Raw genomic sequence first — 23,849 nt, forward strand, 5'->3', positions numbered from 1 at the left:
TTAGTCTCTTTTTGTAAGCTGAATTAAGAAATCTGCTCTACCCAATGTTCGGTTGGGAGATAAAATAATATCGCCATTCATTTCTTTTAGGACTTTCTTGGTGTGATATAGACCGAGGCCTGTTCCATGGCGATCAGACGTGTAGCCTTTCTCAAAGATCTGACTAACGTCGATATTGTGTTCATCTATACCTCTACCATCATCCGTGACAAGTATTTCAACTTGTTTTGCGGATTTAGCACGGGCCGTCAGAGACAATTGAGTCGCGCCATGTTTTCGCGCGTTGTCCATGAGATTGTCGATGATTAAAACAAGGTCCACAGCTCTAAATCTCGTTTCAAGAGATACGTCGTTAGCCTCAAAAACAATTGAGTCAAAGCCATCTCGACCCGGTCTAACCTCGTTTACGTATTCACTTAAGAACTCAATTATGTCGCCAGTCAATTGATCCGTTTGTAAGTCAAAGCGTGCATTGGACGCAAAGCGTGCTACTGCTGTCAGGCGATCATTCTCTAAATGAATATATTCCAGATCATCAGCTATTCGCCGGTTTCTTGCTCTAATGTAACCGGCTGTATCTGCAAGGTCTTCATTCATGCCATCCGCTTCTAGTTCTAGCGCCGCATTTCTAACGTCCGAGCTTAACTTTAGTGCTCGGTCAACAGCACTTCCGATATGGCCTGCATATATTAGGACTTGGTGCAGAAGTAGAGTCATCTGCTCTACTGTCATGTCTTGTGTTGAGGCAAGGTAACGTGCCTGCTGTTCCAAGCGGGCAATACGCTCGTCGGCGCGTGCACGCTCTTCAATGGCTCTTTTTGCCGCTTGCGCAGCTTCGAACTCCGATTCTTCGAGTTCTTTGATTCTGGCGCGTGTTTCCTCCACCCTTTTGAGAAGATTTTCATCTCCTTGGGCTTCGGCAATAGCAACTAATGATTTAAGTGAGCTTTCTGTTGAACGTGCATCTTGTTCGAAAACATCTATTGCTTCTTCGTCATAGTATTGAAGTTGGATATTAGATGATGCAGCAAGTTGTCCGATTAAACTGACAACGCGATTTCTGGTGCTTAACTGTTCTAGACCGCTAGCATCCTCTCGCAATGCGTCGAGCTTGTCTTGCCAGGTTATGCCAACCACGTAACGCTCTAAGCGTACTATCGCTTTGCGCCTAATCGCTTCATAAAGATCACGTGTATTTGCATCTTCAATAAGTCCGCTATCTCTGCTTGATGCTTCGCGAAACACTCTTGTTTCTGCGACTATATCGACACGTCCCATGACGTCTCGAGTACCAAAATACCTTGATGACCCTTGCTGCTTTCTTCGGTTTAAACCGAAGGTATCATCAGTTTCCTCACCAACCGGAAAGATACGGAAACCGTTTAAGAATAAGAAAATACTACCAAACTCTACCGGTCTGACGCCCATGCGGCGCGTGAATGTATCTTTTGCACTTTTATTTAAATAATAGATTTCTGCACTAACTCTAGCAGACTTCAATCCTTCATATATATTTTCCTCCGCGATCCTGTATATAGTTCGTCCACGGTCAACTAATTCTGAATATATGCTTCCTTGATCAAAAAGTACTTTTATCCGAGTTGTTTTTTGATCCAGTAGATCGCGAATTTCATTCGCGATTGGCCCCTCAATCTTAGCCAATTGCTCATCAGTGAGAGTTGGATCATTGACGCTGATAGAGACAGGGACGTCATCTGTTGTTCCGAACGGGTCTATCAGCTTTCCTAGATAACTTCTAAGTGCTGCTATACGTTCGAAGTCCCATGTTCCCCTAAGGTCAGAGATTTCAAGTATTGTGCCAGAGCCCTTAGGGATGTTTACCAGAGCCGAAACTGGAAACTGATCCGTTGCTGTTAAGGAAACACCGATCTTATTGAAGAGGTCCCTGTTGTTTTCTTCAAATGACTCCCAGGATATGTCCAAGACATTAACGGCAGCATCTTCTGGCGATTTTGTATACATTTTGAGCGATGAGCCCAGAGTGTCACAAGAAAAGCGGCCTATACCCTTGCTGCCAGCATATTGTCCTGCGGGTCGAATTTTATTTCGATAACCCTGAGTATCTGCGGTATCTTCCGTACCATCTGCTTTGGCGGAGTAAGCTACAAACAACCATCTATCTTTGATGGTGTCTCTGTCCATACCCTTACCATCATCCGCGAGCCAAATGCGACCATGTTCAATATCAAAACAGATCTGAACATTGCGAGCGTGAGCATCAAATGAATTCTTCACAAGTTCGAAAACTGCAACGAATTCATTCGTGACTAAGTCGCGTCCAATGATGTCTTTTAAGTGCGAACTGATTCGAAAATGTTCATGCGTCATGGTAACTTAAGATACATTGCAACAATAAATTGTCGAGTGCGAATTTCTACTTTCACAGGTGGCGTTAGTCCGCACATAGGAACTAGTTCTTGAAGTCAAAAAACACCCCCAGCCTCACGACTGGGGGTGTTCGTTTGTCAGAGCCCGCAAGCTCCAATCCAGATCATTTCAAAGGCACGTTGCCTTACGCAGCCAGATCAAATCGGTCGGCGTTCATCACTTTGGTCCAAGCCGCGACGAAGTCCTTGACGAACTTCTCGTGGTTGTCGTCCTGGGCGTAGACTTCGGCGTAAGCGCGCAGGATGGCGTTTGAGCCGAAGACGAGGTCAACGCGGGTCGCTGTCCATTTGGTCTGGCCGGTTTTGCGATCAACGATGTTGTAAAGGTTGTCGCCCGCCGGTTTCCAGCTATAGGCCATGTCGGTCAGATTGACGAAGAAGTCGGTCGTCAGTTTGCCGACACGGTCGGTAAAGACGCCGTGCTTGGTGCCGCCATGGTTGGTGCCAAGAACGCGCATGCCACCGACCAGTGCGGTCATTTCCGGTGCGGTCAGGCCCATGAGCTGGGTGCGGTCCAGCATCATTTCTTCGGGCGAGACCACATAATCGTCTTTCAGCCAGTTGCGATAGCCATCGGCCAGCGGTTCGAGCGGCTCGAAACTTGCGGCGTCGGTCATTTCGGCCGTGGCATCGCCGCGGCCCGGTGCGAACGGGACGGTGATGTTGACACCGGCATCCTTCGCGGCCTTTTCAACCGCCGCAGTCCCACCCAGCACGATCAGATCGGCGAGGCTTACTTTCTTGGCAAGACCGGCCTGAATGCCCTCTAAGGTTTTGAGGACCTTGGCAAGGCGTTCGGGCTCGTTCCCGGCCCAGTCCTTTTGCGGGGCCAGACGGATACGCGCACCATTGGCACCACCCCGCATGTCCGAACCGCGATAGGTCCGGGCAGAGTCCCAAGCGGTGTTGATCAGTTCGGCACTGGTCAGGCCGGATGACAGCAGCTTGGATTTCAGGTCGGCGATTTCGGCGTCCGAGAGGGTGTAATCGACCGACGGGATCGGGTCCTGCCAGATCAGGTCTTCCTTGGGCACGTCCGGGCCGACATAGCGGACCTTCGGGCCCATGTCGCGATGGGTCAGTTTGAACCATGCACGGGCAAAGGTTTCGGAGAAATATTCCGGGTCCTTCATGAATTTCTGGCAGATGGCGTTATAGGTCGGGTCGACCTTCATCGCCATATCGGCATCGGTCATGATCGGTTTGCAGCGGATCGAGGGATCCTCGACATCGACCGGCATGTCTTCTTCCTTGATGTCGGTCGGTTCCCACTGCCATGCGCCAGCCGGGCTTTTTTTCAGCTCCCACTCGTGGCCAAACAGCATATCGAACCAGCCCATATCCCATTTGGTCGGGTTGGTGGTCCATGCACCTTCGATGCCCGAAACCATGGTATCGCGGCCAATGCCACGGCCATTGGTTTTCATCCAGCCGATGCCCTGATATTCGACGTCGGCGGCTTCTGGTTCGGGGCTGAGGTCCGAGGGGGAGCCATTGCCGTGTGATTTGCCGATGGTGTGGCCGCCGGCGGTCAGGGCCGCTGTTTCCTCGTCATCCATTGCCATGCGGGCAAAGGTTTCGCGGACCTGAGCGGCGGTTTTCATCGGGTCGGGCTGCCCGTTCACCCCTTCCGGGTTCACATAGATCAGGCCCATCTGGACTGCGGCAAGCGGGTTTTGCATGGTGTCGGGGCGGGTGATGTCCTCATAACGGCTGTCACTTGGGGCCAGCCATTCCTTTTCCGCACCCCAATAGGTGTCCTTTTCCGGGTGCCAGACATCTTCGCGGCCAAAGGCGAAGCCATAGGTTTTAAGACCGGCGACTTCATAGGCAATCGTACCGGCCAGGATCATCAGATCGGCCCAGGAGATTTTGTTGCCATATTTGCGCTTGATCGGCCAGAGCAGACGGCGGCCCTTGTCGGTGTTGACGTTATCAGGCCAGGAGTTGAGCGGTGCGAAACGCTGGTTGCCGGTGCCGCCGCCACCACGGCCATCGGCCAGACGGTAGGAACCTGCGGAATGCCATGCGACACGGGCGAACATGCCAACATAGCTGCCCCAGTCGGCGGGCCACCATTCCTGGCTTTCATTCATCAGGGCGCGAAGGTCGTTTTTCAGGCCTTCGACGTCGAGCTTTTTGAGTTCTTCGCGGTAGTTGAAATCCTTGCCCAGCGGATTGGTTTTGATGTCGTGCTGATGCAGGATGTCGAAGTTAAGCGCATTCGGCCACCAATCCATGACCGTGGTGCCCAGGGCGGTCATACCGCCATGCATGACCGGGCATTTCCCTGCTGTGTGTTTTCCGTCCATTTTTCTCTCTCCCGTAATGGCTGGCTGTTCTTGCTTTCCTGACCTGATCAGGTGTCTCTCTCCGGGCGGGTCGTGGGGCCGTCATATCGAGCGCAGGAACATTTGAATATTCTGGTGAACATTTCGGCGTGAGGCTTCCCTGTTCAAGGTAATGTCTAAACTTGTGATCGCAACAAGACGAGATTGTTAAATCATTGGGCGTCATGTGAGGCGATGCTGTCAAGCAGGCTAACGCGGTTTGGGTGCATAGGTTAAATAGTTATTTATGAAATTTTCGATAGATTTTATCGATGGTATTGCGGGCTGATTTTGGGTGCCTCCGGTTTTTGCTTTTAATCGGTGGGGCGGGGCCGGATAATCGGCCCGCGAAATAATGCTGTTTTGACAGGGGTTTGTGATGAAGGTCGGGATTGTCGGGGCGGGAATGGTTGGCAGTTCGGCGGGTTATGCGCTTGCCCTGATGGGGATCGTCAGTTCGGTCGTTCTGGTCGATCACAATGCCGAACTTGCGATTGCGCAGGCCGAGGACATTGCTCATGCGGTGCCGTTCATGTCGTCCTGTGTGGTGGAGGCCGGGGATTATGACCGCCTTTCAGGTGCGTCGGTCGTGATCCTTGCCGCCGGGGTCAGCCAGAAGCCCGGTGAAACGCGCCTGGCGTTGCTGGAACGCAATGCGGCGGTGTTTCGCGATGTGGTGGGCAATGTGTTGCGCGTCGCCCCCGATGCGATTTTGCTGATTGCGTCGAACCCGGTTGATATCATGACCCAGATCACGGTGCGGCTCTCGGGGCTTCCGGCCGCCAAGGTGATCGGATCGGGCACGATCCTTGATACCGCACGGTTCAGGAGTTTGCTGGGCCGGCATCTGGGGATTTCGCCGCAATCAGTGCATGCCTATGTCCTTGGCGAACATGGCGATAGCGAGGTTCTGGCGTGGTCGAATGCACGGGCCGGGTCGCTTTCACTGGCGGGGTTTGCCGCCCAGGTCGGATCGGCGATTACCGCCGATGTCCGGGCCCGGATTGATGATGGGGTGCGCAATGCGGCCTATAAGATCATCAAGGGCAAGGGGGCGACCTATTACGGGATTGGCGCGGGGCTTGCGCGGATCGTCAAGGCGATTGCGCAGGATCAGCAGGAAGTCCTGACGGTATCGATGGTCAATCGCGAGATCGAAGGGGTGGCCGATGTCGCGCTGTCGATTCCGCGCGTGATCGGGGCCACGGGCATCATGACCGATCTTTTCCCCGATCTGGACGCAGAGGAAAGGGCGGCCCTTCATCGCAGTGCGGCGTTGCTGAAAGCAACGGTCGAGGCGGTTTCGCTTTGATTCCGCTTTGATCTTGTGCGGGGCTGAATTTCAAAAGACATAATTGCCCGCTTTTCACAGCAGGGGCGAACGCGTTAGGCTTGCGGATAGATCAATCAAACATCATTGGGGAAGTTGTGCGACATGGACGGGTCCGATCAGGCGGTGCCGGATATCGCCTATAGCCCGATGCCCGACGAAGCAGGCATCCGTGACTTCATCGCCAGATGCGACCGGCTTTATCCGCCCGATGCGGTTGCCGCCGATATTGCGCAGCAACGCAAATGGTATGGCGCGCTTTGTGATGCGTTTGCCTATCCCCATCCGCCGGGGCTTCTGAGCCGTGATGACCATATTGCCGGGGTGGCGGTCAGGATGTATTACCCGGCCAAGATTCGCACAACGCGGAAGTTGCTTTACCTGCATGGCGGCGGGTTTATCGTCGGATCGCTGGATAGCCATGATGCGATCTGTGCCGAGATTGCCGAGGCGGCGGGGGCGGAAATGATTTCGGTCGATTACCGGCTGGCCCCCGAACATCTTTGGCCGGCTGCGCATCAGGATGCGTTTGCGGTTGCGCGCGATGTGCTGTCGCGCGGTGCGGAGATCGTCCTGATCGGGGACAGTGCCGGGGCGACATTGGCAGGCGGCCTTGCGATCCGGGCGCGCGACGAGGGGCTTGGCGCAGGCGTGATCGGGCAGGTTCTGATTTATCCGGCCCTTGGCGGTGATCTTGGTTGGCCATCCTATGGGCAGATGGCATCCGCCCCCGGATTAAGTACCGATGATGTGATTTATTATCGCGATGTCCTGAAGGCACCGATGGATGATCCGGTGGCCTATCCGTTATCGGCGGAGGATCTGCGGGGATTGCCGCCGACCTATATCACGGCGGCCTATTTTGATCCGCTACGCGATGACGGGCGGGAATATGCCGCGCGCCTTGCCCGGGCCGGGATTGACGTGACGTACCGCGAAGAACCGCAGATGATCCATGGCTGGCTGCGTGCGCGGTATATGAGCGACGGGGCGGCGACCGGGTTCCGGTTTTTGTGTGACGCGATAAAGCGCATGGCAGCGGAATAATCGCGCAGAATGTTGCGGTAATTTTCACAAGATAGATAATGATCCGGGGTTGATCGTACAGATGAGTGGCCTGATTTATTTGGCTGTTTCTTTCGATTGATTGGCGCGGTTTTGTTCCTGTATTCACCCGTGTTGTAAAATCCCCCTGCGATGGGTTTTTTGATAATTTCCTGTTCTGGTGATAGTCTTGGTCGCCTCATCTGTTTCGAAGGTGTGTTTCGCCCGTTAGGGCACCCGTAGAACGGAGGCAGGGAATGTATCGCAAGATCATGGTACCCGTGGATCTGACGCATATCGACAGGCTGGAAAAGGCGCTTTCGACGGCGGCGGATCTGGCAAAGCATTATGGCGCGGAAATCTGCTTTTTCGGGGTCGGGACAAATACCCCATCCCCCATTGCGCACAATCCGGCGGAATATGATCGCAAGATGGCCGCCTTCGCCCAAGAGCAGGGCAAGAAGACCGGTATCAGCTGTTCGGGCATGACCCGCATTTCACATGATCCGGCGATTGATCTGAGCGAAATCATTGTTGATGCGGCAACAGAGGCCAGGGCGGATATGATCGTCATGGCATCCCATGTGCCGGGTATTGCCGATCATATTTTTGCATCCCACGGCGGATATGTTGCGTCGCATTGGGATCATTCCGTGTTCTTGGTGCGTTAATAGCAGGCAAATCGGAAAAATTGCGGCCGGGGGTGGCCGCAAATATGCTTTTCAAGGGAGATTTTCATGGGATCGAATGCCGAGACGGGCATCGAAAGCCCGGATGGTGCCGCCAATCCGATCGAGACCGATTATGAGATCGGGCAGGATAACATCACCACACAGATCGGGCCGTTCGGGCTTGATGTTCATAACCCCGTCTTTCTGATATCGGGCTTGTCGATTGTGGCGTTCGTGTTTCTGACACTGGCGTTTCAGGACAGTGTGGGGCCGATGTTCAATGACATGCGGGGCTGGCTGACATCGACGCTTGACTGGTTTTTCCTGTCGGCGGCGAATGTGTTTGTTCTGTTGTGTCTGTTTCTGATCGTCTCCCCGCTGGGCAAGGTGCGGCTTGGCGGGCAGGATGCGACGCCCGATTATTCCTATAGTGGCTGGTTTGCCATGCTGTTTGCCGCAGGCATGGGCATCGGCCTTATGTTCTATGGCGTGTCAGAACCGATTTCGCATTTCACCACCTCGATGGGGGGTGCGGTTGTTGGTGATGGCGGGGCCCGGACGGACTGGGCACCGCTTGGCGGGGCGATGGGCGATGCGGATGCTGCCTTTGACCTTGGCATGGCGGCAACGATTTTCCATTGGGGCCTTCATCCGTGGGCGATTTATGCCACCGTGGCGCTCGCACTTGCGCTGTTTTCGTTTAACAAGGGCCTGCCATTGACCATGCGGTCGGTGTTTTATCCGATCTTTGGCGAACGGGTATGGGGCTGGACCGGGCATGTGATTGATATCATGGCGGTATTTGCCACCCTGTTCGGGCTTGCGACGTCGCTTGGTTTTGGGGCGGAACAGGCTAATGCCGGGCTTCAATTCCTGTTCGGGTTACCGGAATCCGACGGATCGAAGGTGTTCCTGATCATCGGGATTACCGGCATTGCGCTGATTTCTGTCCTTGCCGGGCTTGATGCCGGGGTCAAGCGGCTTTCGGAAATCAATATGGTTCTGGCGGCATTGCTTTTGCTGTTTGTCGTGCTGGTCGGGCCGACGATGGATATCATCAAGGGCTTTTTCACAAGCCTTGTCGCCTATGTCGAATATCTGCCGGCGCTTTCGAACCCGATCGGGCGCGAGGATGCCAATTTCAGCCAGGGCTGGACGTCATTCTATTGGGCGTGGTGGATTTCGTGGTCGCCGTTTGTCGGTATGTTCATCGCGCGCGTATCGCGGGGCCGGACGGTGCGGGAATTCATTACCTGTGTTCTGATCATTCCGTCGCTGGTTTGTGTGCTGTGGATGACCGCATTTGGCGGCACGGCGGTGCATATGGTCAATGAAGGCGTTCAGGCGATTGCCGATGCCGCCCTTCCGATCAAGCTTTTCACCATGCTTGAACAATTGCCGTTGCACTCGATCACGTCCTTTATCGGCATTGTTCTGGTGATCGTGTTCTTTGTCACGTCATCGGATTCCGGGTCGCTGGTGATCGATACGATTACCGCGGGCGGCAAGGTCGATGCCCCGGTGCCCCAGCGTATATTCTGGTGCACGTTTGAAGGACTGGTTGCGATTGCGCTGCTGCTTGGCGGCGGATTGGGAGCCTTGCAGGCGATGGCGGTTTCAACCGGTTTCCCGTTTGCGATCATTCTTCTGCTGGCGTGTTATTCCATCATTCAGGGATTGCGCAGCGAACCACGCTGAACGGCAGATCGATAGACGTAAAAAAGGGGCGCAGAAAATTGCGCCCCTTTTATTTTGCGGTTTGTTTTGCACTGACCCGTCGATTACGGCTTGATCCGTTCGAAGGTCATGATCGATTTGTTGCTGCCATCGACCAGCAGCAGGTCGTCTTCCTGCAATTTCCAGCCTTTGACATCGGACATGGCGGCGATGAAGGCGTCTTCGATCTCCATCGCATTTTCCATGCACATCATTTTGGTGCTGCCAAGCGGGGAGACATCAAGGGCGGTGTCATTTCGGGTGTAATTCCCGAAATAGCGGTTGCAACCGGTCGATCCGGCAACCTTACCGTCCTTGGTGAAATTCACACTGGCGAGGATCGGCGTCATTGGCATCAGGGTTTTGTCTTTGGCCTCTATCCGCATCAATTGCCAGTCGCGATCCGCGATGGCCGACCAGTCGGCGGGGGATTTTTCCTCGGCCGGTTTGGTCGTGGCTGCACAACCGGCAAGCCACAGGCTGCTGGCGATGCCAAATGCGGCGAAGGTTAAAGAGGTTGCTTTGCGCATTGGAAATATCCTGTGTTTGGAGGCTGTCCGGGTCTGAATGCCGTGTTTCGGGCAGCATGAACCATGCCGGGATACTCATACGACTTTGCGGCGAAATTTTAGCAGGGGCACGGTGCGATTTTATAGTGGTGTCATAAGGGGTTGGCAGGGTTGCGGTGCACAAGACCTTTGCGCTTGGCGGTGCCGGGGGCTATGGTATCCGGGCCCGCCACCATCTTAAGGTCACCATCATGAAGCTTTCCCTGTCTGACGCACATGCGCTTGTGTGTGATATCCTGCTGCGTTGCAAGGTTGATCCCGACAATGCCAGATCGGTGGCAACCGCCCTGATCACGGCCGAGGCCGCAGGCCAGGGCGGGCACGGTTTGCGCCGCGTTCCGGCCTATGCCGCGCAGGCCCGTGCAGGCAAGGTGGACGGGTTTGCCAAACCGGTTGCTGATCAGCCGTTTCCCGCCGTGTTGCGGATTGATGCGCAGTTCGGCTTTGCCTATCCGGCACTTGACCTGATGATCGAAAGATTGCCCGATATCGCGCGTGCGCAGGGGATTGCGGTGGCGGCAATCCATAAATCCCACCATGCCGGGGTGATGGGACTTACCGTGGAAAGACTGGCCGAGGCGGGGCTGGCGGCGATGATGTTTGCCAATGCCCCGGCCGCGATGGCGCCCTGGGGTGGTCGCCGCCCGATGTTTGGCACCAACCCGATTGCCTTTGCCACCCCGATCGGCGATGGCGATCCGATCGTGATTGATCTGGCATTGTCTAAGGTTGCGCGCGGCAAGATCATGGCGGCCAAGCAGAAAGGGGTTCCGATCCCCGATGACTGGGCATTGGATGCAGACGGCAATCCGACGACGGATGCGGTCAGGGCGCTTGAAGGCACGATGGTTCCGGCAGGCGGGGTCAAGGGTGCGGCACTTGCCATGATGGTCGAAATGCTGGCCGCGGGGTTGACCGGTGCGCAATTCGGGCATCAGTCATCGTCGCTTTTTGATGACAAGGGTGCGCCGCCCGCATTGGGCCAGCTGGTGATTGCCATTGATCCGGTTGCAGTCGGTGGGGCGGGGATACTTGATCATTTGCGCTATATCGCAGATGAAATCGCGCTTGAGGAAGCCGTGCGGTTGCCGGGGCGGCGCGGGCAGAATGCGCGGCGGGATGCGGAAATTCAGGGGCTTGATATCGAAGATGATGTCATCGCCGCGATTGAGGCGATCAAGTAAATCCATACGCGATCAGGCGGAATATAAGACCCCGGCAGTTTCTTTCTGTCGGGGTTTTTCGTGATCTGGCTCGCCTGTATCGCTATTTGTGAACGTGGTCACAAGTAATAATTGAATTATTACACTGCCATTTCTTGGACGAACATTTTTTTATTTGAAGAATATATTGATGTATAGACAAGTTTGATTGTTGTCGGTGAAATGAAGGCGTCGTAATCATCGAACTGTAACATCATCGTCACCATAGAGTCGCGGTTTGTGCGTAGCTTCTTGACCAGCGAAACACAAGCAGGCGGACTTTAATGCTGGTCGTAGATATTTCCGGACTGAACAAGAGCTTCTCGCGCGATAAACGGGCATTGAACAATGTCAGTTTACAGGTCCGCGAGGGCGAGATGGTCGCGCTGATCGGGGCGTCCGGTTCGGGTAAATCCACCCTGATCCGTCATATTGCCGGTTTGCTGCGCGGGGATCGCGATGGTGGCAAGATCGAAGTATTCGGTGAAGTCATCCAGCAGAACGGCCGTATTGCAAGGGGTGCGCGCAAGGTGCGGGCCGATATTGGTGTTGTGTTTCAGCAATTCAATCTGGTCAGCCGCCTGACGGTTCTGACCAATGTTCTGACCGGGATGCTGGGCCGGGTGCCGGCATGGCGTGGGTCGTTATGCCTGTTCACCAAGGCCGAGCGCATGCGGGCAATGACCGCGTTAAAGCGTGTCGGTATCGATGGTCATGCGACAAAGAAAGCCCGCAACCTTTCGGGCGGGCAGCAGCAGCGTGCCGCGATTGCGCGCACGATCACACAGGGTGCACGCCTTATTCTGGCCGATGAGCCGATTGCATCGCTTGATCCGGCGTCATCACGCAAGGTGATGAATACGCTTGATCGGGTCAATCGCGAAGACAATGTCACCGTGATCGTATCGCTGCATCAGGTCGATTATGCCCGTGATTATTGTGCGCGCACGATTGCGATGCGCGATGGCGAAGTCGTTTTTGACGGCCCATCCACCGAACTGACGCCGGAATTCCTGCGCGAACTTTACGGCGAATATTCTTCCGAGCTTTTCGCACCTGCCCCGGATCAAGTTCCGGCCAAGAGCAGGGTTGCGGAGAAGGATCTGGCGTTCGCTTCAAGCTAGATCAGGACGATTCCTCTCTGCCTTACCTCTTTTTATTTCACCTCTACCAACCAACCTGACGGGGGACTTCCCATGATCCGCAAGACAATTGCATCCGCAGCCCTTGCTGCCAGCATGCTCGTAACCGGCGTGGCCTATGCCGATGTCGAATTCAAGCCGCTTGAAAAAGACCCGGAAACCATCGTTTTCGGCTTTATCTCAACTGAATCCAGCTCGAACCTGAAAGCCCAGTGGCAGCCGTTGATCGAGGATTTGGAAGAAGCCCTTGGCAAGGATGTCGAAGCATTCTTCGCGCCGGATTATGCCGGGATCATCGAAGGCATGCGTTTTGGCAAGGTTCACGTTGGCTGGTTCGGTAACAAGTCGGCGATGGAAGCCGTTGATCGTGCGGGCGGCGAAGTTTTCGTCCAGACGTCCAAAAGCGATGGTACGAACGGCTATTATTCCCACATCATCACCCAGGCCGATAACGACAAGCTCAACACGCTTGCCGATATGCTGAAATGCGACGGCACGCTTAACTTCGGTATCGGTGATCCGAACTCGACCTCCGGCTTCCTGGTTCCGACCTATTACGTCTTTGCGCAGAACGGCGTTGATCCGAAAAACTGCTTCAAAACCGTTCGCAATGCCAACCACGAAACCAACCTGATGGCGACTGCCAATAATCAGGTTGATGTTGCAGCCAACAATTCCGAACAACTTGCGCGCACCCAGATGGTCAAGCCGGAAATCACCGACAAGGTCAAGGTTATCTGGACCTCGCCGCTGATCCCGTCTGATCCGATGGTTTATCGCAAGGATATGTCGCGCGAACTGAAATCCGAAATCAAGGCGTTCTTCCTTGGTTATGGTCGCCTGGGCAATGTTGAAGAAGCCAACAAGGTTCTTGGCGGCATTCAGGACGGCATGGGCAAGTTCATGGAAAGCAGCAATGCGCAGCTTTACCCGATCCGTCAGCTTGAACTGTATAAAAACAAGCTGAAAATCGAGAACACGGCAGAATTGTCGGCGGATGAAAAAGCTGCCCGCATTGCCGAGATCGACATGAAACTGGCCGAACTCGACATTCTGGTTTCTTACGAGTAACCGGTTTTATGGCAGGGGGCCCGCATGCGGGCTCCCTGTTTGCTTTTTTACCATCCGGGATTAACACCATGAACAGCAGTATTTCTTCTGCCGCGGCGGCACCGGCGGAACTTCCGCCACGCGATCTGAAACGATCCGCTGCCAATATTCTTTTATGGACCATCATCATGGGTCTTCTGGCCTGGTCCTGGGAAGGCGCGGATATGCGTCCGATGGCGCTGGTGGAAAACAGTGGCAACATGGTCGATTTTGCCGATGGCTTTTTCCCGCCGGATTTCCTGATGTGGAAAACCTATGTCAGCGAAATGTGGATCACCATCCAGATTGCGATCTGGGGTACGGCGCTTGCTATTATCTGTTCGATCCCGTTTGGCATTCTGTCTTCTGAAAACATCGTTCCGTTCTGGGTTTATCAGCCGGTACGCCGCCTGATGGATTCCTTCCGCGCGATCAATGAAATGGTTTTTGCCATGCTGTTTGTTGTCGCGGTTGGTCTTGGACCGTTTGCCGGGGTGCTGGCATTGTGGATTCATACCACCGGGATTCTCGCGAAACTGTTTTCCGAGGCGGTTGAGGCCATCGATCCCGAACCGGTTGAAGGCATTCGGGCAACGGGTGCAAATGCGCTTCAGGAAGTGATATTCGGGGTGATCCCGCAGGTTCTTCCGCTTTGGATTTCGTATTCGCTGTATCGGTTTGAAAGCAATGTGCGCTCGGCAACCGTTCTGGGTATTGTTGGTGCCGGCGGTATTGGTGCAATTCTTTGGGAATATATCCGCGCATTTTATTACGCGGAAACGGCGGCGGTCATGATCATCATCATCCTGTCGGTCAGCCTGCTTGATATCGCATCCCAGCGTTTGCGCAAACTGGTGACCTGATCCATGACGTTCAAGATTACGCAGGCCAAACCGGCAATGAAACAATTGTCGGAGGCCCCGACGATTGATCCGAGTGCGGTGGTGGTTGATTGCGAATTTGGTGTCTGGACCGAAATTGGCCCGCGCACCAGCATCCGCGAAAGCGTGATGGGTGATTATTCCTATGTCGTCAATGACAGCGAGATCATCTATTCCGACATCGGAAAATTCGTAAATATCGCCGCCCACACGCGGATCAATCCGGGGCAGCACCCGATGGACCGGGCATCGATGCATCATTTCCAGTACCGGTCGAGTGCCTATGAGCTTGGCGATGATGATCCGGCATTTTTTGACTGGCGCCGGGAAAAGCGCGTCAAACTCGATCATGATGTCTGGATCGGACATGGCGCGATTGTTCAGGGTGGGGTTACCATCGGGATCGGCTCCGTCGTTGGTTCGGGTGCGGTGGTGACCAAGGATGTGCCGCCCTACACCATTGTCACCGGCATTCCGGCAACGCCGCTTCGGCCGCGATTTGATGCGGAAATTGTTGATGCGCTGCTTCGCATTTGCTGGTGGGACTGGGATCATGCAACATTGGCAGACCGGCTTGACGATTTTCGTCGTCTGCCGGTGCGGGATTTCTGTCTGAAATACGATCTGCGATAAATCGACATCCAATTCGAGGCCCCATGACCGACTATCAGCGTTATGCTGTTTATTATGCACCAAAAGCCGACAGTGATCTGGCGGATTTTGGCAATGCCTGGCTGGGGCGTGATCCGGCAACCGGGCGGGAAATCGCGCGCCCGGATGTTGCGGGACTTGACCGGGACGAGATCGCATCGATCACCGTTTCCCCGTCGCGATACGGGTTTCATGGCACCCTGAAACCGCCATTTGCCTTAAAGGATGGACAGACACGCGCGCAGCTTGAAAGCGCGATTGTCGACTATTGTGCGGCGGCGTCTTCGGTGACGTGTGGCCCGCTTTTGCTGAAATCGATTGGCAGTTTTATTGCCCTGATCCCGACTGCGCCGACCGATCAGCTTGGTGCGCTGGCGTCTGGTCTTGTGCAAGTGCTTGACGGTTTTCGTCAGCCCGAAGACGAAGCCGCGATGAATAAACGCCGTGCATCGGGGTTAAGTGATCGACAGGAAGAATATCTGGTCCGGTGGGGTTATCCCTATGTGATGGAAGAATTCCGTTTTCACCTGACCCTGACCGGCAAGCTTGATCCGGATCGGATGATGCGGGTGCGCGATGAGCTTGCCCCGATTGTTGCACCGTTGTGCGAGGCACCATTTACGATCAGCGATGTCTGTCTTTTTGGTGATCCGGGGGATGGAAAGCCGTTTGATTTGTTGCGACGCTTTGCGCTTGGATGACGGGTGATTGCGCCGTGGGAAATAAAAAATGCAGTGTTTTGCTGCAGCATTTTTTGTTTAGACTGCCCGGTTTCCGGGCGATTGGTCCTTTGGGGCCGGGCGATGGAAAATGGCATCGATGAAACGGCCAATACCGGTTTCAAGGTCATTGTCATTTTCAACGGCGATCACGTTGGGACCATCGACCTGATAGGCCGATGCACGCCGCAGGCGTTGTTCGATATCGTCGGAACTTTCGCGGCCACGGGCCACAAGGCGTTGGCGAAGGGCATCCTCGCCCGCGCGGATGCTGATGACCCGGACGTGATCGGAACCCAGAAGATCGCGGGCATCGTCAATCACGCTGCGTGATGCGTTGACGACAACGATTTTGCCGTTGGCGACGTCGTTCTGGACATGATTGGGAATGCCGTAACAAAGATTGTGCGCCCGCCAGCTCAGCAGGAAGGCCCCCTGCTTTGCCATCGAAGCAAAATCCTCGGCGCGGACAGGAATATGGATTTCGCCAACCGACCCGGCCGGGCGGGTAATGCAGCGACGGGGAAACAGGATGGTTTCATCGTCGTGCAAACGTGTCCTTGCCGCATCCAATAGGGTATCCTTGCCAACCCCGCTGGGGCCGACGACAAGAATCAGCAATCCATTTTCCGAAACGCCATGAGGGGTGTCATGGCGCACGGTCATGACACGCGGCTTCCCAGACGCCACACACCGCGCACAATCGGATGATGCGGTGAATGATGGACCCGGATCAGATCGCCGCGTTTGCCAACCGCGATCTCGCCCCGGTCATCAAGGCCGACCTGTTTTGCCGGGGTCAGGGTCGCGGTGCGGACCGCACGCGGCAGGTCATAGGCATCGAAATCATCAAACAGTTTCATGACGCCATGCAGCAGGCTGTGCGGGACATAGTCGCTTGAAATAATGTCGAGATAGCCGTGCTTTGCCAGATCGCCCGCCGCAACGTTGCCGCTGTGCGAGCCGCCGCGCACAAGGTTCGGCCCGCCCATCATCACGCCAAGACCGCCTTCGTGCGATGCCTTGGCAGCCGCCAGGGTCGTCGGGAATTCGGCCACCGTCATTTTATCGGCGACGGCTTCGGCAACGTGTTCCTCGGTCGCGTCATCGTGGCTTGCCAGTGCAAGGCCCCGGCTATGGGCGACGTCGACAACGTGACGGCGATGTTTGGCGGAATACAGTTCGGAATCACGTTTGCGGCTGGCGACGAATTTGCGCATTTCCTCGTCCGAGAGGCCGTATTTGCCCTGATAATAGGTGTAATAGGCATCCAGACTGACGAATTGGCGTTGGCCCGGCGTGTGATCCATCACCGAGAGCATCTTGACCAGAGGCAGATCAACCAGATTATCGAGCGCCTCGACCAGCCCACCATAGGACGTTTCACAGCGCAGATGCAGTTTGTGATCTGCACGCAAAAGGTTGTTCTCGAGCGCATGCTGAAGGGCGGTCACTGATTCAACCAGTCGTTCGATCCGTTCTGATCCGTCTGAGACGTCGCCGACAGAGATGGCATCAAAGACCGTTGTGATGCCGGCACTGGCGACCTGATTGTCGTGCGCAATCACGGCGGCGGTGGCGGGCCAGCGGGTTTTGGGGCGCGGGGTCAGGTGTTTTTCGAGATTGTCGGTATGCAGTTCGACCAGACCGGGCATCAGATAATCGCCGCCCATGTCTTCGGCACCGGGCAGATTGGACGGGCGGTCCGAGATATCGGTGATCAGTCCGTCTTTGATCTGAACGGCACCTTCGATGACATCATTGGCGAGGACAATTTTGGCATTGGTAAAAATCTGTTCAGTCATTGGCCCCAACTTTAAACGAAGTCACATCAAACGATCCCGTGCAGACCGCATCGCGGGTGTCGTGATCATGGAAAATACCGGCAATGGCAGCGCCGCGTGCCTTGGCTTCTTCAATCAATGCCAGAACCGTGGCACGATTTTGGGTGTCAAGCGATGCGGTCGGTTCATCAAGCAGCATGATCGGATAGTCGGCGATGAAACCGCGCGCGATATTCACGCGTTGCTGTTCGCCCCCGGAAAAGGTCAGGGGGGAAAGTTGCCACAGACGTTCGGGAATGCGCAAGCGGGTCAGAAGATCGCGGGCCTTTGCCAGTGCCGTTTCGCGGGCCGTACCCAGCGCGATCAGGGGCTCGGCGACGATTTCAAGCGTTGGCACACGCGGAATGACGCGCAGGAACTGGCTGACATAGCCCATGGTGCGTTTACGCATATCAAGGATCGCATGCGGGCTTGCGGTGGTGATATCGAGCCAGTCGCCATCGTGCAGCACGCTGATCGTGCCGCTTGAGCAGGTGTAATTGGCATAAAGCATGCGCATGAAGGTGCTTTTCCCCGATCCGGATTCACCGGTCAGCGCGATGCATTCACCGGCATTGAGGTGGAATTCCACCCCTTCGAATACCGGGATCGTGACGCTGCCCTGAGTATGGAGGGTAAAGCCCTTGGCGACGTTTGTGGCGTGAAGCATTTCAGACATTTCAATCGCCCTAGTTTTGCAGGATGGAAGAAACAAGCAACTGGGTATAGGCGTGCTGCGGATCGTCGAGCACCTGATCGGTCAGGCCGCTTTCGATCACTTCGCCGTTCTGCATGACCATCAGGCGATGCGATAGCAGGCGGGCAACCGCCAGATCGTGGGTGACGATGATCACCGCCAGATTAAGGTCGTGAACCAGCCCGCGCAGCAGATCGAGCAGGCGGGCCTGAACCGAGACGTCCAGACCACCCGTGGGTTCGTCCATGAAAACGAGACGCGGGCTGGTTACGAGGTTGCGGGCGATTTGCAGGCGTTGCTGCATGCCACCCGAAAAGGTTGAGGGCAGATCATCAAGGCGTTCGGTGGCAATTTCGACCTTGCCAAGCCAGTTTTCGGCGGTGCTTCGGATATTGCCGTAATGACGGTCACCCACCGCCATCAGGCGTTCGCCGATATTGGCCCCGGCACTGACATTCATGCGCAATCCATCGCGGGCATTCTGGTGAACAAACGCCCAGTCGGTGCGCATCAGCAATCGACGTTGCGCTTCGGACATCTGGTAGACATCGCGGATGCCATCGATGCGGGTGTGATATTCGACGGTGCCCTTGGTCGGTTCCTGTTGGGCTGCAATGCTGCGCAGCAAAGTTGATTTGCCAGAGCCGGATTCACCAACAATGCCAAGCACTTCGCCGGGGCGGAGTTCGAAGCTGACATTGCGGCAACCGACCCGGTCGCCATACATCATGGTCAGGTCGGAAACGCGCAGAAGCGGTTCATGTGAGCGGGTCATTATTCTGCGGCCTTTCCGTTGCTGTGGCTGGTGCCAAGGGGCTGATCATGATGTTGCGGGCCGCGATGGCCGGCTTCCTGCCGTTCGCTGCAATAATCGGTGTCCGAGCAGACGAACATCCGGTTGCCCCTGTCATCGAGGATGACCTCGTCAAGGTAGCTGTCGGTTGCGCCGCACATGCCGCATTCGTCTTTCCAGCTTTGCACCTCGAACGGGTGATCTTCGAAATCGAGGCTTTTGACCTTTGTGTAAGGCGGCAGGGCATAGATGCGTTTTTCACGTCCGGCCCCGAAAAGCTGCAGGGCGGCCATCATGTCCATTTTCGGATTGTCGAATTTCGGTGTCGGCGACGGGTCCATGACATAGCGATCATCGACCATTACCGGATAGGCATAGGTGGTGGCGATATGGCCGTGACGCGAAATGTCTTCATAGAGCTTCACATGCATCAGGCCATATTCTTCGAGCGCGTGCATCTTGCGCGTTTCGGTTTCGCGCGGTTCAAGGAAGCGAAGCGGTTCGGGGATCGGCACCTGATAGACAAGGATCTGGTCTTCGCGCAGTTCCTTTTCGGGAATGCGGTGGCGGGTCTGGATGATCGATGCCTCGGCGGTTTTTTCGGTGGTGGCGACATTGGCGGTCTTGGCAAAGAACTGCCGGATCGATACCGCATTGGTGGTGTCATCCGCGCCCTGATCGATGACTTTAAGGGTATCGTCCGGGCCGATGACGGCAGCCGTGACCTGCACCCCGCCGGTACCCCAGCCATAGGGCATCGGCATTTCGCGGCCGGCAAACGGCACCTGATATCCGGGGATGGCAACGGCCTTTAGCAGCGCGCGCCGGATCATGCGTTTGGTTTGTTCATCAAGATAGGCAAAATTATAGGCCGAAGATGCTTGCGCCGGATTATTTACGGTCTGTTCCATATTGGTTACTCCGCGGCTTCGGGTTGTGATCTGGCATTTTGGGCGTCTGCTGCGTCCGCCTTTGCCAGACGTTCCAGCACTTCGGCACGCATGCGCCGGACAAGTTCAAGTTCGCCCTGGAAATCGACATAGTGCGGCAGCTTGATATGTTCGACAAAGCCGGTTGCCTGCACATTGTCGCTATGTTCCATGACGAATTCTTCGTCCTGGGCCGGGCCCATGACCTGTTCGCCCATTTCGCGCGCGCGCATGGCGCGATCCACCAGTGCCATCGAAATCGACTTGCGTTCGTTCTGACCGAAGACAAGCCCGTAGCCACGGGTGAATTGCGGCAGTTTGGTTTTGGAACCCTTGAACTTGTTGACGGTTTCGCATTCGGTCAGTTCGATATCGCCGATATCAATGGCAAAGCCGAGTTCTTCGGGTTCGATTTCGACCGCAACGCTGCCATAGCGGATTTCACCGACAAAGGCGTGGCTGTTGGCGTAGCCGCGCTGGGTGGAATAACCCAGTGCCAGAACAAAGCCCTCGTCGCCGCGGGCCAGGTTTTGCAGGCGAAGATCGCGATCCGCCGGGAATTTGACCGGCTCGCGCGTCAGATCGGCGACTGGCGCATCATCATTGGTCGGGTTGGGTTCGTCCTGTATCAGGCCCTCGTAATTCAGAAGGTCGTCAAGAACGCGGGGCATGGTTTCATCCACCGGGTGATCGGCGGTGTGGGCGGTTGCCGGTTCCTCGCCATTGGCCATCAGGGTGAAATCAAGCAGGCGGTGGGTGTAGTCGAATGTCGGGCCCAGAATCTGCCCGCCCGGCAGATCCTTGAAGGTTGCGGAAATGCGGCGTGCGATATCCATTTCGGCGGTTTTGACCGGTTTGGAAAAGGCAAAGCGCGGCAATGTCGTGCGATAGGCGCGCATCAGAAAGATTGCCTCGATCAGATCACCGCGCGCCTGCTTGATGGCAAGGGCGGCCAGATCGCGGTCATAAAGCGATCCTTCGGCCATGACGCGGGTGACCGAAAGCGACAATTGCTGTTCGATCTGGCTGGTTTCAATTTCGGCAACGTCCCTGTCGCCACGGCGTTTTTCGGCCAGAAGCCGGTGGGCATTGTTGATGGCGCGTTCGCCACCTTTGACGGCTACATACATTTTATCTGACCTCGATCCGGGTAGTGCGCGGAAGGGCGGCGATTTTGCGATCTGCGGCAAAGACGACATCGACACCGCAGGGGAACAGATGATGGTTTTCCGCGCGCCATGCGTGGAAGGCGGCAGGCAGGCCGGGCACGGAAAGGTTCTGGCTGTCCTTGATGCCGGGGCCCCGCAGGATCATGTCGGCCTTGTCCGATATGTCTTCGACCATCAGGATCAGGGTTGCCGACTGATCGGGATATTCTGCATTGCCGATGGGCAGTTCCTTGATGAAGGCGAGATCACCATCAAGGCGGGCGAAGGCAAAATCGGCAGCGGACGGTGTGCCGGTGATCGGGCTGCCGCAATGGAATTTCAGATGGGCGTTTGCCGCGTCCGATGCGCAATCAGGTGACAGCCAGATTGTCGTATCCATATCGGCCATCGCCAGCAGAAATGCGGTTGCGGATTTGTTCAGCCCGGCCGGTGCAGGGAGATCAAGCGGCAGATCGTAAATCCGACCGGGATGGGCCATGGCATCCAGAATGGTGCGAAAAACGGCATTGGACTCAAAGGCGGCATTTTCAAAACCACGCAGCAATTCGCCTGTCCGGGATTGTATGGTCATTCGTCTTCTCCGCGGACAAGGGTAAAGAAATCGACCTTGGTGGCGGCAACCTTGCGGCCGTTTTCGCGTTTTGCCTCGGCCTGCTGGCGGGCGAGCATGTCGATGAAATCGGACGCACCATCGTCGCGTTGCATGATGGCATCAAACAGGGCGGCATATTGCGCCTGTATGCGGTCCCGTCCCTTGACATAGGCATGGCCGACCGTGCCATCGGGCAGGGTGACTGCGCAGCGTGTGACCGTCATTTCGCCAAGGTTGAAGCGTTGCCCGGCCCCACCGGCACGACCGCGCACCATAACCATGCCGATTTGCGGTTCGCGCAGGTGGCTCCATTGCACATCGGCAAAATGATCGTGCCATTCCTGTTCAAGAATTGCGCGGTTCGTGCGGGCCAGCACCGCCATCCAGCGTTGGCGTGCCTGTGTGGCGGGATCGATGTTCGATCCCTGGTCTGATCCGGATTGCGGGGCGGGTTGCGCCGTCATCTGTTTGATCCTTCTATGCGGGTATCGACAAATTCAAAATTTGTCTAGACGTCTATACATATTCACGTTATAAGACGATTACGCGGGCTTGGCAAAGGCCTTGCGGTGAAAGTTTTGTGAATGGGGATTTCGATGGATTGGGAAGCCGGGCTATCTATCTGGAAGCAAATCGAAAAACAGCTTCTTGCCGATATTGCCAGCGGGGTATTCGCACCCGGCGATAAAATGCCGACCGAGATGGAACTGGTCCGCCGATTCGGTGTTAACCGGCATACGGTGCGACGCGCGATGTCAGCCCTTGTCGATGCCAATGTCGTGCGTGTCGAACAGGGACGGGGGGCATTTGTTCAGGAACAGATTCTGGATTATCCGCTTGGTGCCAAAACGCGGTTTTCCCAGATCGTATCGGGCCGTCATCGACTGCCGGACAAACGATTGATTTCGTCTGAAATCCTGAAAGCCAGTGCGACCATCGCCCAGTTTCTGGATGTCAAACCGGGCACGCGGGTTGTTGAACTGTTTTCAGTATCGGAGGCGGATGGCATTCCGCTGGCGGTGGCGACCAGCTACCTTCCGGTTGCCCGGTTCGAGGGGATTGTCGAGATATTTACCCAGACAAAATCCCTGACCGAAGCGTTCAGGCATTTCGGGATTGATGATTACAGCCGCAAAACCACCCGCATCAGCGCCCAACTGCCATCATCACGCGTTGCCAGCCTGCTGAAACAGGCGAAAAACCGGCCGGTGATATCGACGGAAAGTGTTGATGTCGATTCTGCCGGTGTACCGATTGAATACGGGATTACCGCCTTTTCCAGCGACCGGGTGCAGTTGATTGTCGAGTAGCAGACAGGTTCAGTATTCCCGCCCCGGACGGGCCTTATAGACCGGGAAGCTCAGTTTAAACCATATGGCACTTGCGCGCAGGGCGAAGGAGCACAGGAACGCGATCAGGGCGACCGGGGCACGGGGAAGCGACAGAATATCGGTGCCGATCACATAGATTGATGCGCCGAGAAGCGCGCAGGTGATGTAAATTTCCGGGCGCAGGATCAGCGGGATTTCGTTACACACCACATCACGGACCATGCCGCCAAATGTTGCCGTGATGGTGCCAAGGATGATGGCAACCAATGGCGATACGCCAAGGTTAAGGCCGATAGCCGCCCCCGTCACGCCAAACATCGCAAGCCCGAGAGCATCAAGCCAGATCAGCGCGACATAACGCCGTTCAACCAGATGGGCGGTGAAATAGGTGAAGACGGCACTGCCGATACAGGTAATGACCCAGGCCGGGTCCCTGATCCAGAAAACCGGCGTCGCGCCAGTGATCACGTCGCGTACCGTGCCGCCGCCGATGCCAGTAAAGGTCGCGATCAAAACGAAGCCGACAATATCCATCTGGCGCCGCGATGCTTCCAGCGCGCCGGTCACGGCAAAAACGGCAACGCCGGTCAGTTCGAGCCAATAAATAATCTGGGTAATTGTCATAATGTCGCTTCAACACCGTTTCAGATATTCAGTCTTATCGGATCGATCTGACTTGCCGGATGGCATAGAATTTCAGTATCACCGATTTTTCAGTATGTTTGGTGCCATCATGCCAAACGTAAGATGGCTTTGGAAAATG

General features: G+C 55.5%; 23 protein-coding genes. 11 read left to right on the plus strand and 12 right to left on the minus strand.

Annotated features, from left to right (window positions below; genetic code table 11):
- Entirely contained in the window at window positions 1-2,349 is a 2,349-nt protein-coding gene (locus tag P8T57_RS10465) for an ATP-binding protein (RefSeq protein WP_341363053.1), read from the minus strand.
- Between the two features lie 184 nt (window positions 2,350-2,533).
- Window positions 2,534-4,720 (minus strand): catalase/peroxidase HPI, encoded by a 2,187-nt coding sequence (katG, locus tag P8T57_RS10470; RefSeq protein WP_341363054.1) that lies wholly within the window; start codon window positions 4,718-4,720, stop codon window positions 2,534-2,536.
- Between the two features lie 397 nt (window positions 4,721-5,117).
- On the opposite strand from katG, the gene P8T57_RS10475 reads away from it, so the two are divergent.
- The 4 genes from P8T57_RS10475 (at window position 5,118) to P8T57_RS10490 (ending at window position 9,481) form a co-directional block, all read left to right on the plus strand.
- On the plus strand, window positions 5,118-6,050 hold the full coding sequence (locus P8T57_RS10475) for an L-lactate dehydrogenase (RefSeq protein ID WP_037990363.1): 933 nt from the start codon (window positions 5,118-5,120) through the stop codon (window positions 6,048-6,050).
- A gap of 123 nt (window positions 6,051-6,173) precedes the next feature.
- Window positions 6,174-7,115, plus strand: coding sequence for an alpha/beta hydrolase (locus tag P8T57_RS10480; RefSeq protein ID WP_341363055.1), 942 nt, complete (start codon window positions 6,174-6,176; stop codon window positions 7,113-7,115).
- 254 nt (window positions 7,116-7,369) lie between these two features.
- Window positions 7,370-7,783, plus strand: a complete 414-nt coding sequence (locus P8T57_RS10485) for a universal stress protein (RefSeq protein ID WP_063093596.1) — start codon at window positions 7,370-7,372, stop codon at window positions 7,781-7,783.
- 66 nt (window positions 7,784-7,849) lie between these two features.
- A complete protein-coding gene (locus P8T57_RS10490; protein WP_341363056.1) occupies window positions 7,850-9,481 on the plus strand; it encodes a BCCT family transporter in 1,632 nt (543 codons plus the stop codon).
- A gap of 83 nt (window positions 9,482-9,564) precedes the next feature.
- Here P8T57_RS10490 and P8T57_RS10495 read toward each other — a convergent pair whose 3' ends face one another.
- The gene (locus P8T57_RS10495; protein ID WP_341363057.1) at window positions 9,565-10,029 is read right to left on the minus strand and encodes an META domain-containing protein; all 465 of its coding nucleotides are present in this window, start codon (window positions 10,027-10,029) and stop codon (window positions 9,565-9,567) included.
- 155 nt (window positions 10,030-10,184) lie between these two features.
- Here P8T57_RS10495 and P8T57_RS10500 point away from each other — a divergent pair, with 155 nt between their 5' ends.
- The 6 genes from P8T57_RS10500 (at window position 10,185) to P8T57_RS10525 (ending at window position 15,734) form a co-directional block, all read left to right on the plus strand.
- Window positions 10,185-11,252 (plus strand): Ldh family oxidoreductase, encoded by a 1,068-nt coding sequence (locus P8T57_RS10500; protein WP_341363058.1) that lies wholly within the window; start codon window positions 10,185-10,187, stop codon window positions 11,250-11,252.
- Between the two features lie 302 nt (window positions 11,253-11,554).
- On the plus strand, window positions 11,555-12,394 hold the full coding sequence (gene phnC / locus P8T57_RS10505) for a phosphonate ABC transporter ATP-binding protein (protein WP_037990367.1): 840 nt from the start codon (window positions 11,555-11,557) through the stop codon (window positions 12,392-12,394).
- 72 nt (window positions 12,395-12,466) lie between these two features.
- A complete protein-coding gene (gene phnD / locus P8T57_RS10510) occupies window positions 12,467-13,483 on the plus strand; it encodes a phosphonate ABC transporter substrate-binding protein (protein WP_063093600.1) in 1,017 nt (338 codons plus the stop codon).
- A 68-nt stretch (window positions 13,484-13,551) separates the two neighbouring features.
- On the plus strand, window positions 13,552-14,364 hold the full coding sequence (phnE, locus tag P8T57_RS10515; RefSeq protein ID WP_341363059.1) for a phosphonate ABC transporter, permease protein PhnE: 813 nt from the start codon (window positions 13,552-13,554) through the stop codon (window positions 14,362-14,364).
- Between the two features lie 3 nt (window positions 14,365-14,367).
- The gene (locus P8T57_RS10520; protein ID WP_341363060.1) at window positions 14,368-15,015 is read left to right on the plus strand and encodes a chloramphenicol acetyltransferase; all 648 of its coding nucleotides are present in this window, start codon (window positions 14,368-14,370) and stop codon (window positions 15,013-15,015) included.
- A 23-nt stretch (window positions 15,016-15,038) separates the two neighbouring features.
- A complete protein-coding gene (locus P8T57_RS10525; RefSeq protein WP_341363061.1) occupies window positions 15,039-15,734 on the plus strand; it encodes a DUF1045 domain-containing protein in 696 nt (231 codons plus the stop codon).
- A gap of 57 nt (window positions 15,735-15,791) precedes the next feature.
- Here P8T57_RS10525 and phnN read toward each other — a convergent pair whose 3' ends face one another.
- From phnN to phnG, 8 genes are read right to left on the minus strand one after another with little or no spacing between them, the layout of a single operon-like run.
- Window positions 15,792-16,418: a phosphonate metabolism protein/1,5-bisphosphokinase (PRPP-forming) PhnN gene (phnN, locus tag P8T57_RS10530; RefSeq protein ID WP_341363062.1), complete on the minus strand. Its 627-nt coding sequence runs from the start codon at window positions 16,416-16,418 to the stop codon at window positions 15,792-15,794.
- Window positions 16,415-17,557 (minus strand): alpha-D-ribose 1-methylphosphonate 5-triphosphate diphosphatase, encoded by a 1,143-nt coding sequence (locus P8T57_RS10535; RefSeq protein WP_063093604.1) that lies wholly within the window; start codon window positions 17,555-17,557, stop codon window positions 16,415-16,417. The genes phnN and P8T57_RS10535 overlap by 4 nt, the downstream gene beginning before the upstream one ends.
- Complete coding sequence (phnL, locus tag P8T57_RS10540) at window positions 17,550-18,254, minus strand: phosphonate C-P lyase system protein PhnL (RefSeq protein WP_341363063.1); 705 nt, start codon at window positions 18,252-18,254, stop codon at window positions 17,550-17,552. The genes P8T57_RS10535 and phnL overlap by 8 nt, the downstream gene beginning before the upstream one ends.
- Before the next feature lie 10 nt (window positions 18,255-18,264).
- Entirely contained in the window at window positions 18,265-19,047 is a 783-nt protein-coding gene (gene phnK / locus P8T57_RS10545) for a phosphonate C-P lyase system protein PhnK (RefSeq protein WP_341363064.1), read from the minus strand.
- On the minus strand, window positions 19,047-19,976 hold the full coding sequence (locus tag P8T57_RS10550) for an alpha-D-ribose 1-methylphosphonate 5-phosphate C-P-lyase PhnJ (protein WP_341363065.1): 930 nt from the start codon (window positions 19,974-19,976) through the stop codon (window positions 19,047-19,049). Before P8T57_RS10550 ends, phnK begins: the two co-directional genes overlap by 1 nt.
- Before the next feature lie 5 nt (window positions 19,977-19,981).
- The gene (locus P8T57_RS10555; protein WP_341363066.1) at window positions 19,982-21,124 is read right to left on the minus strand and encodes a carbon-phosphorus lyase complex subunit PhnI; all 1,143 of its coding nucleotides are present in this window, start codon (window positions 21,122-21,124) and stop codon (window positions 19,982-19,984) included.
- 1 nt (window position 21,125) lies between these two features.
- Window positions 21,126-21,734, minus strand: a complete 609-nt coding sequence (phnH, locus tag P8T57_RS10560) for a phosphonate C-P lyase system protein PhnH (RefSeq protein ID WP_341363067.1) — start codon at window positions 21,732-21,734, stop codon at window positions 21,126-21,128.
- Window positions 21,731-22,219 (minus strand): phosphonate C-P lyase system protein PhnG, encoded by a 489-nt coding sequence (phnG, locus tag P8T57_RS10565; RefSeq protein WP_071239724.1) that lies wholly within the window; start codon window positions 22,217-22,219, stop codon window positions 21,731-21,733. The genes phnH and phnG overlap by 4 nt, the downstream gene beginning before the upstream one ends.
- A 132-nt stretch (window positions 22,220-22,351) precedes the next feature.
- Here phnG and phnF point away from each other — a divergent pair, with 132 nt between their 5' ends.
- Window positions 22,352-23,065 carry a phosphonate metabolism transcriptional regulator PhnF gene (gene phnF / locus P8T57_RS10570; RefSeq protein WP_341363068.1) on the plus strand — a complete coding sequence of 238 codons (714 nt, stop codon included), beginning with the start codon at window positions 22,352-22,354 and terminating at the stop codon, window positions 23,063-23,065.
- A gap of 9 nt (window positions 23,066-23,074) precedes the next feature.
- On the opposite strand, the gene P8T57_RS10575 is transcribed toward phnF, so the two are convergent.
- Window positions 23,075-23,710: a trimeric intracellular cation channel family protein gene (locus P8T57_RS10575; RefSeq protein WP_341363069.1), complete on the minus strand. Its 636-nt coding sequence runs from the start codon at window positions 23,708-23,710 to the stop codon at window positions 23,075-23,077.
- Between the last annotated feature and the right edge of the window lie 139 nt (window positions 23,711-23,849).

Source organism: Thalassospira sp. SN3W, from assembly GCF_038070535.1.
Taxonomy (GTDB): domain Bacteria; phylum Pseudomonadota; class Alphaproteobacteria; order Rhodospirillales; family Thalassospiraceae; genus Thalassospira; species Thalassospira xiamenensis.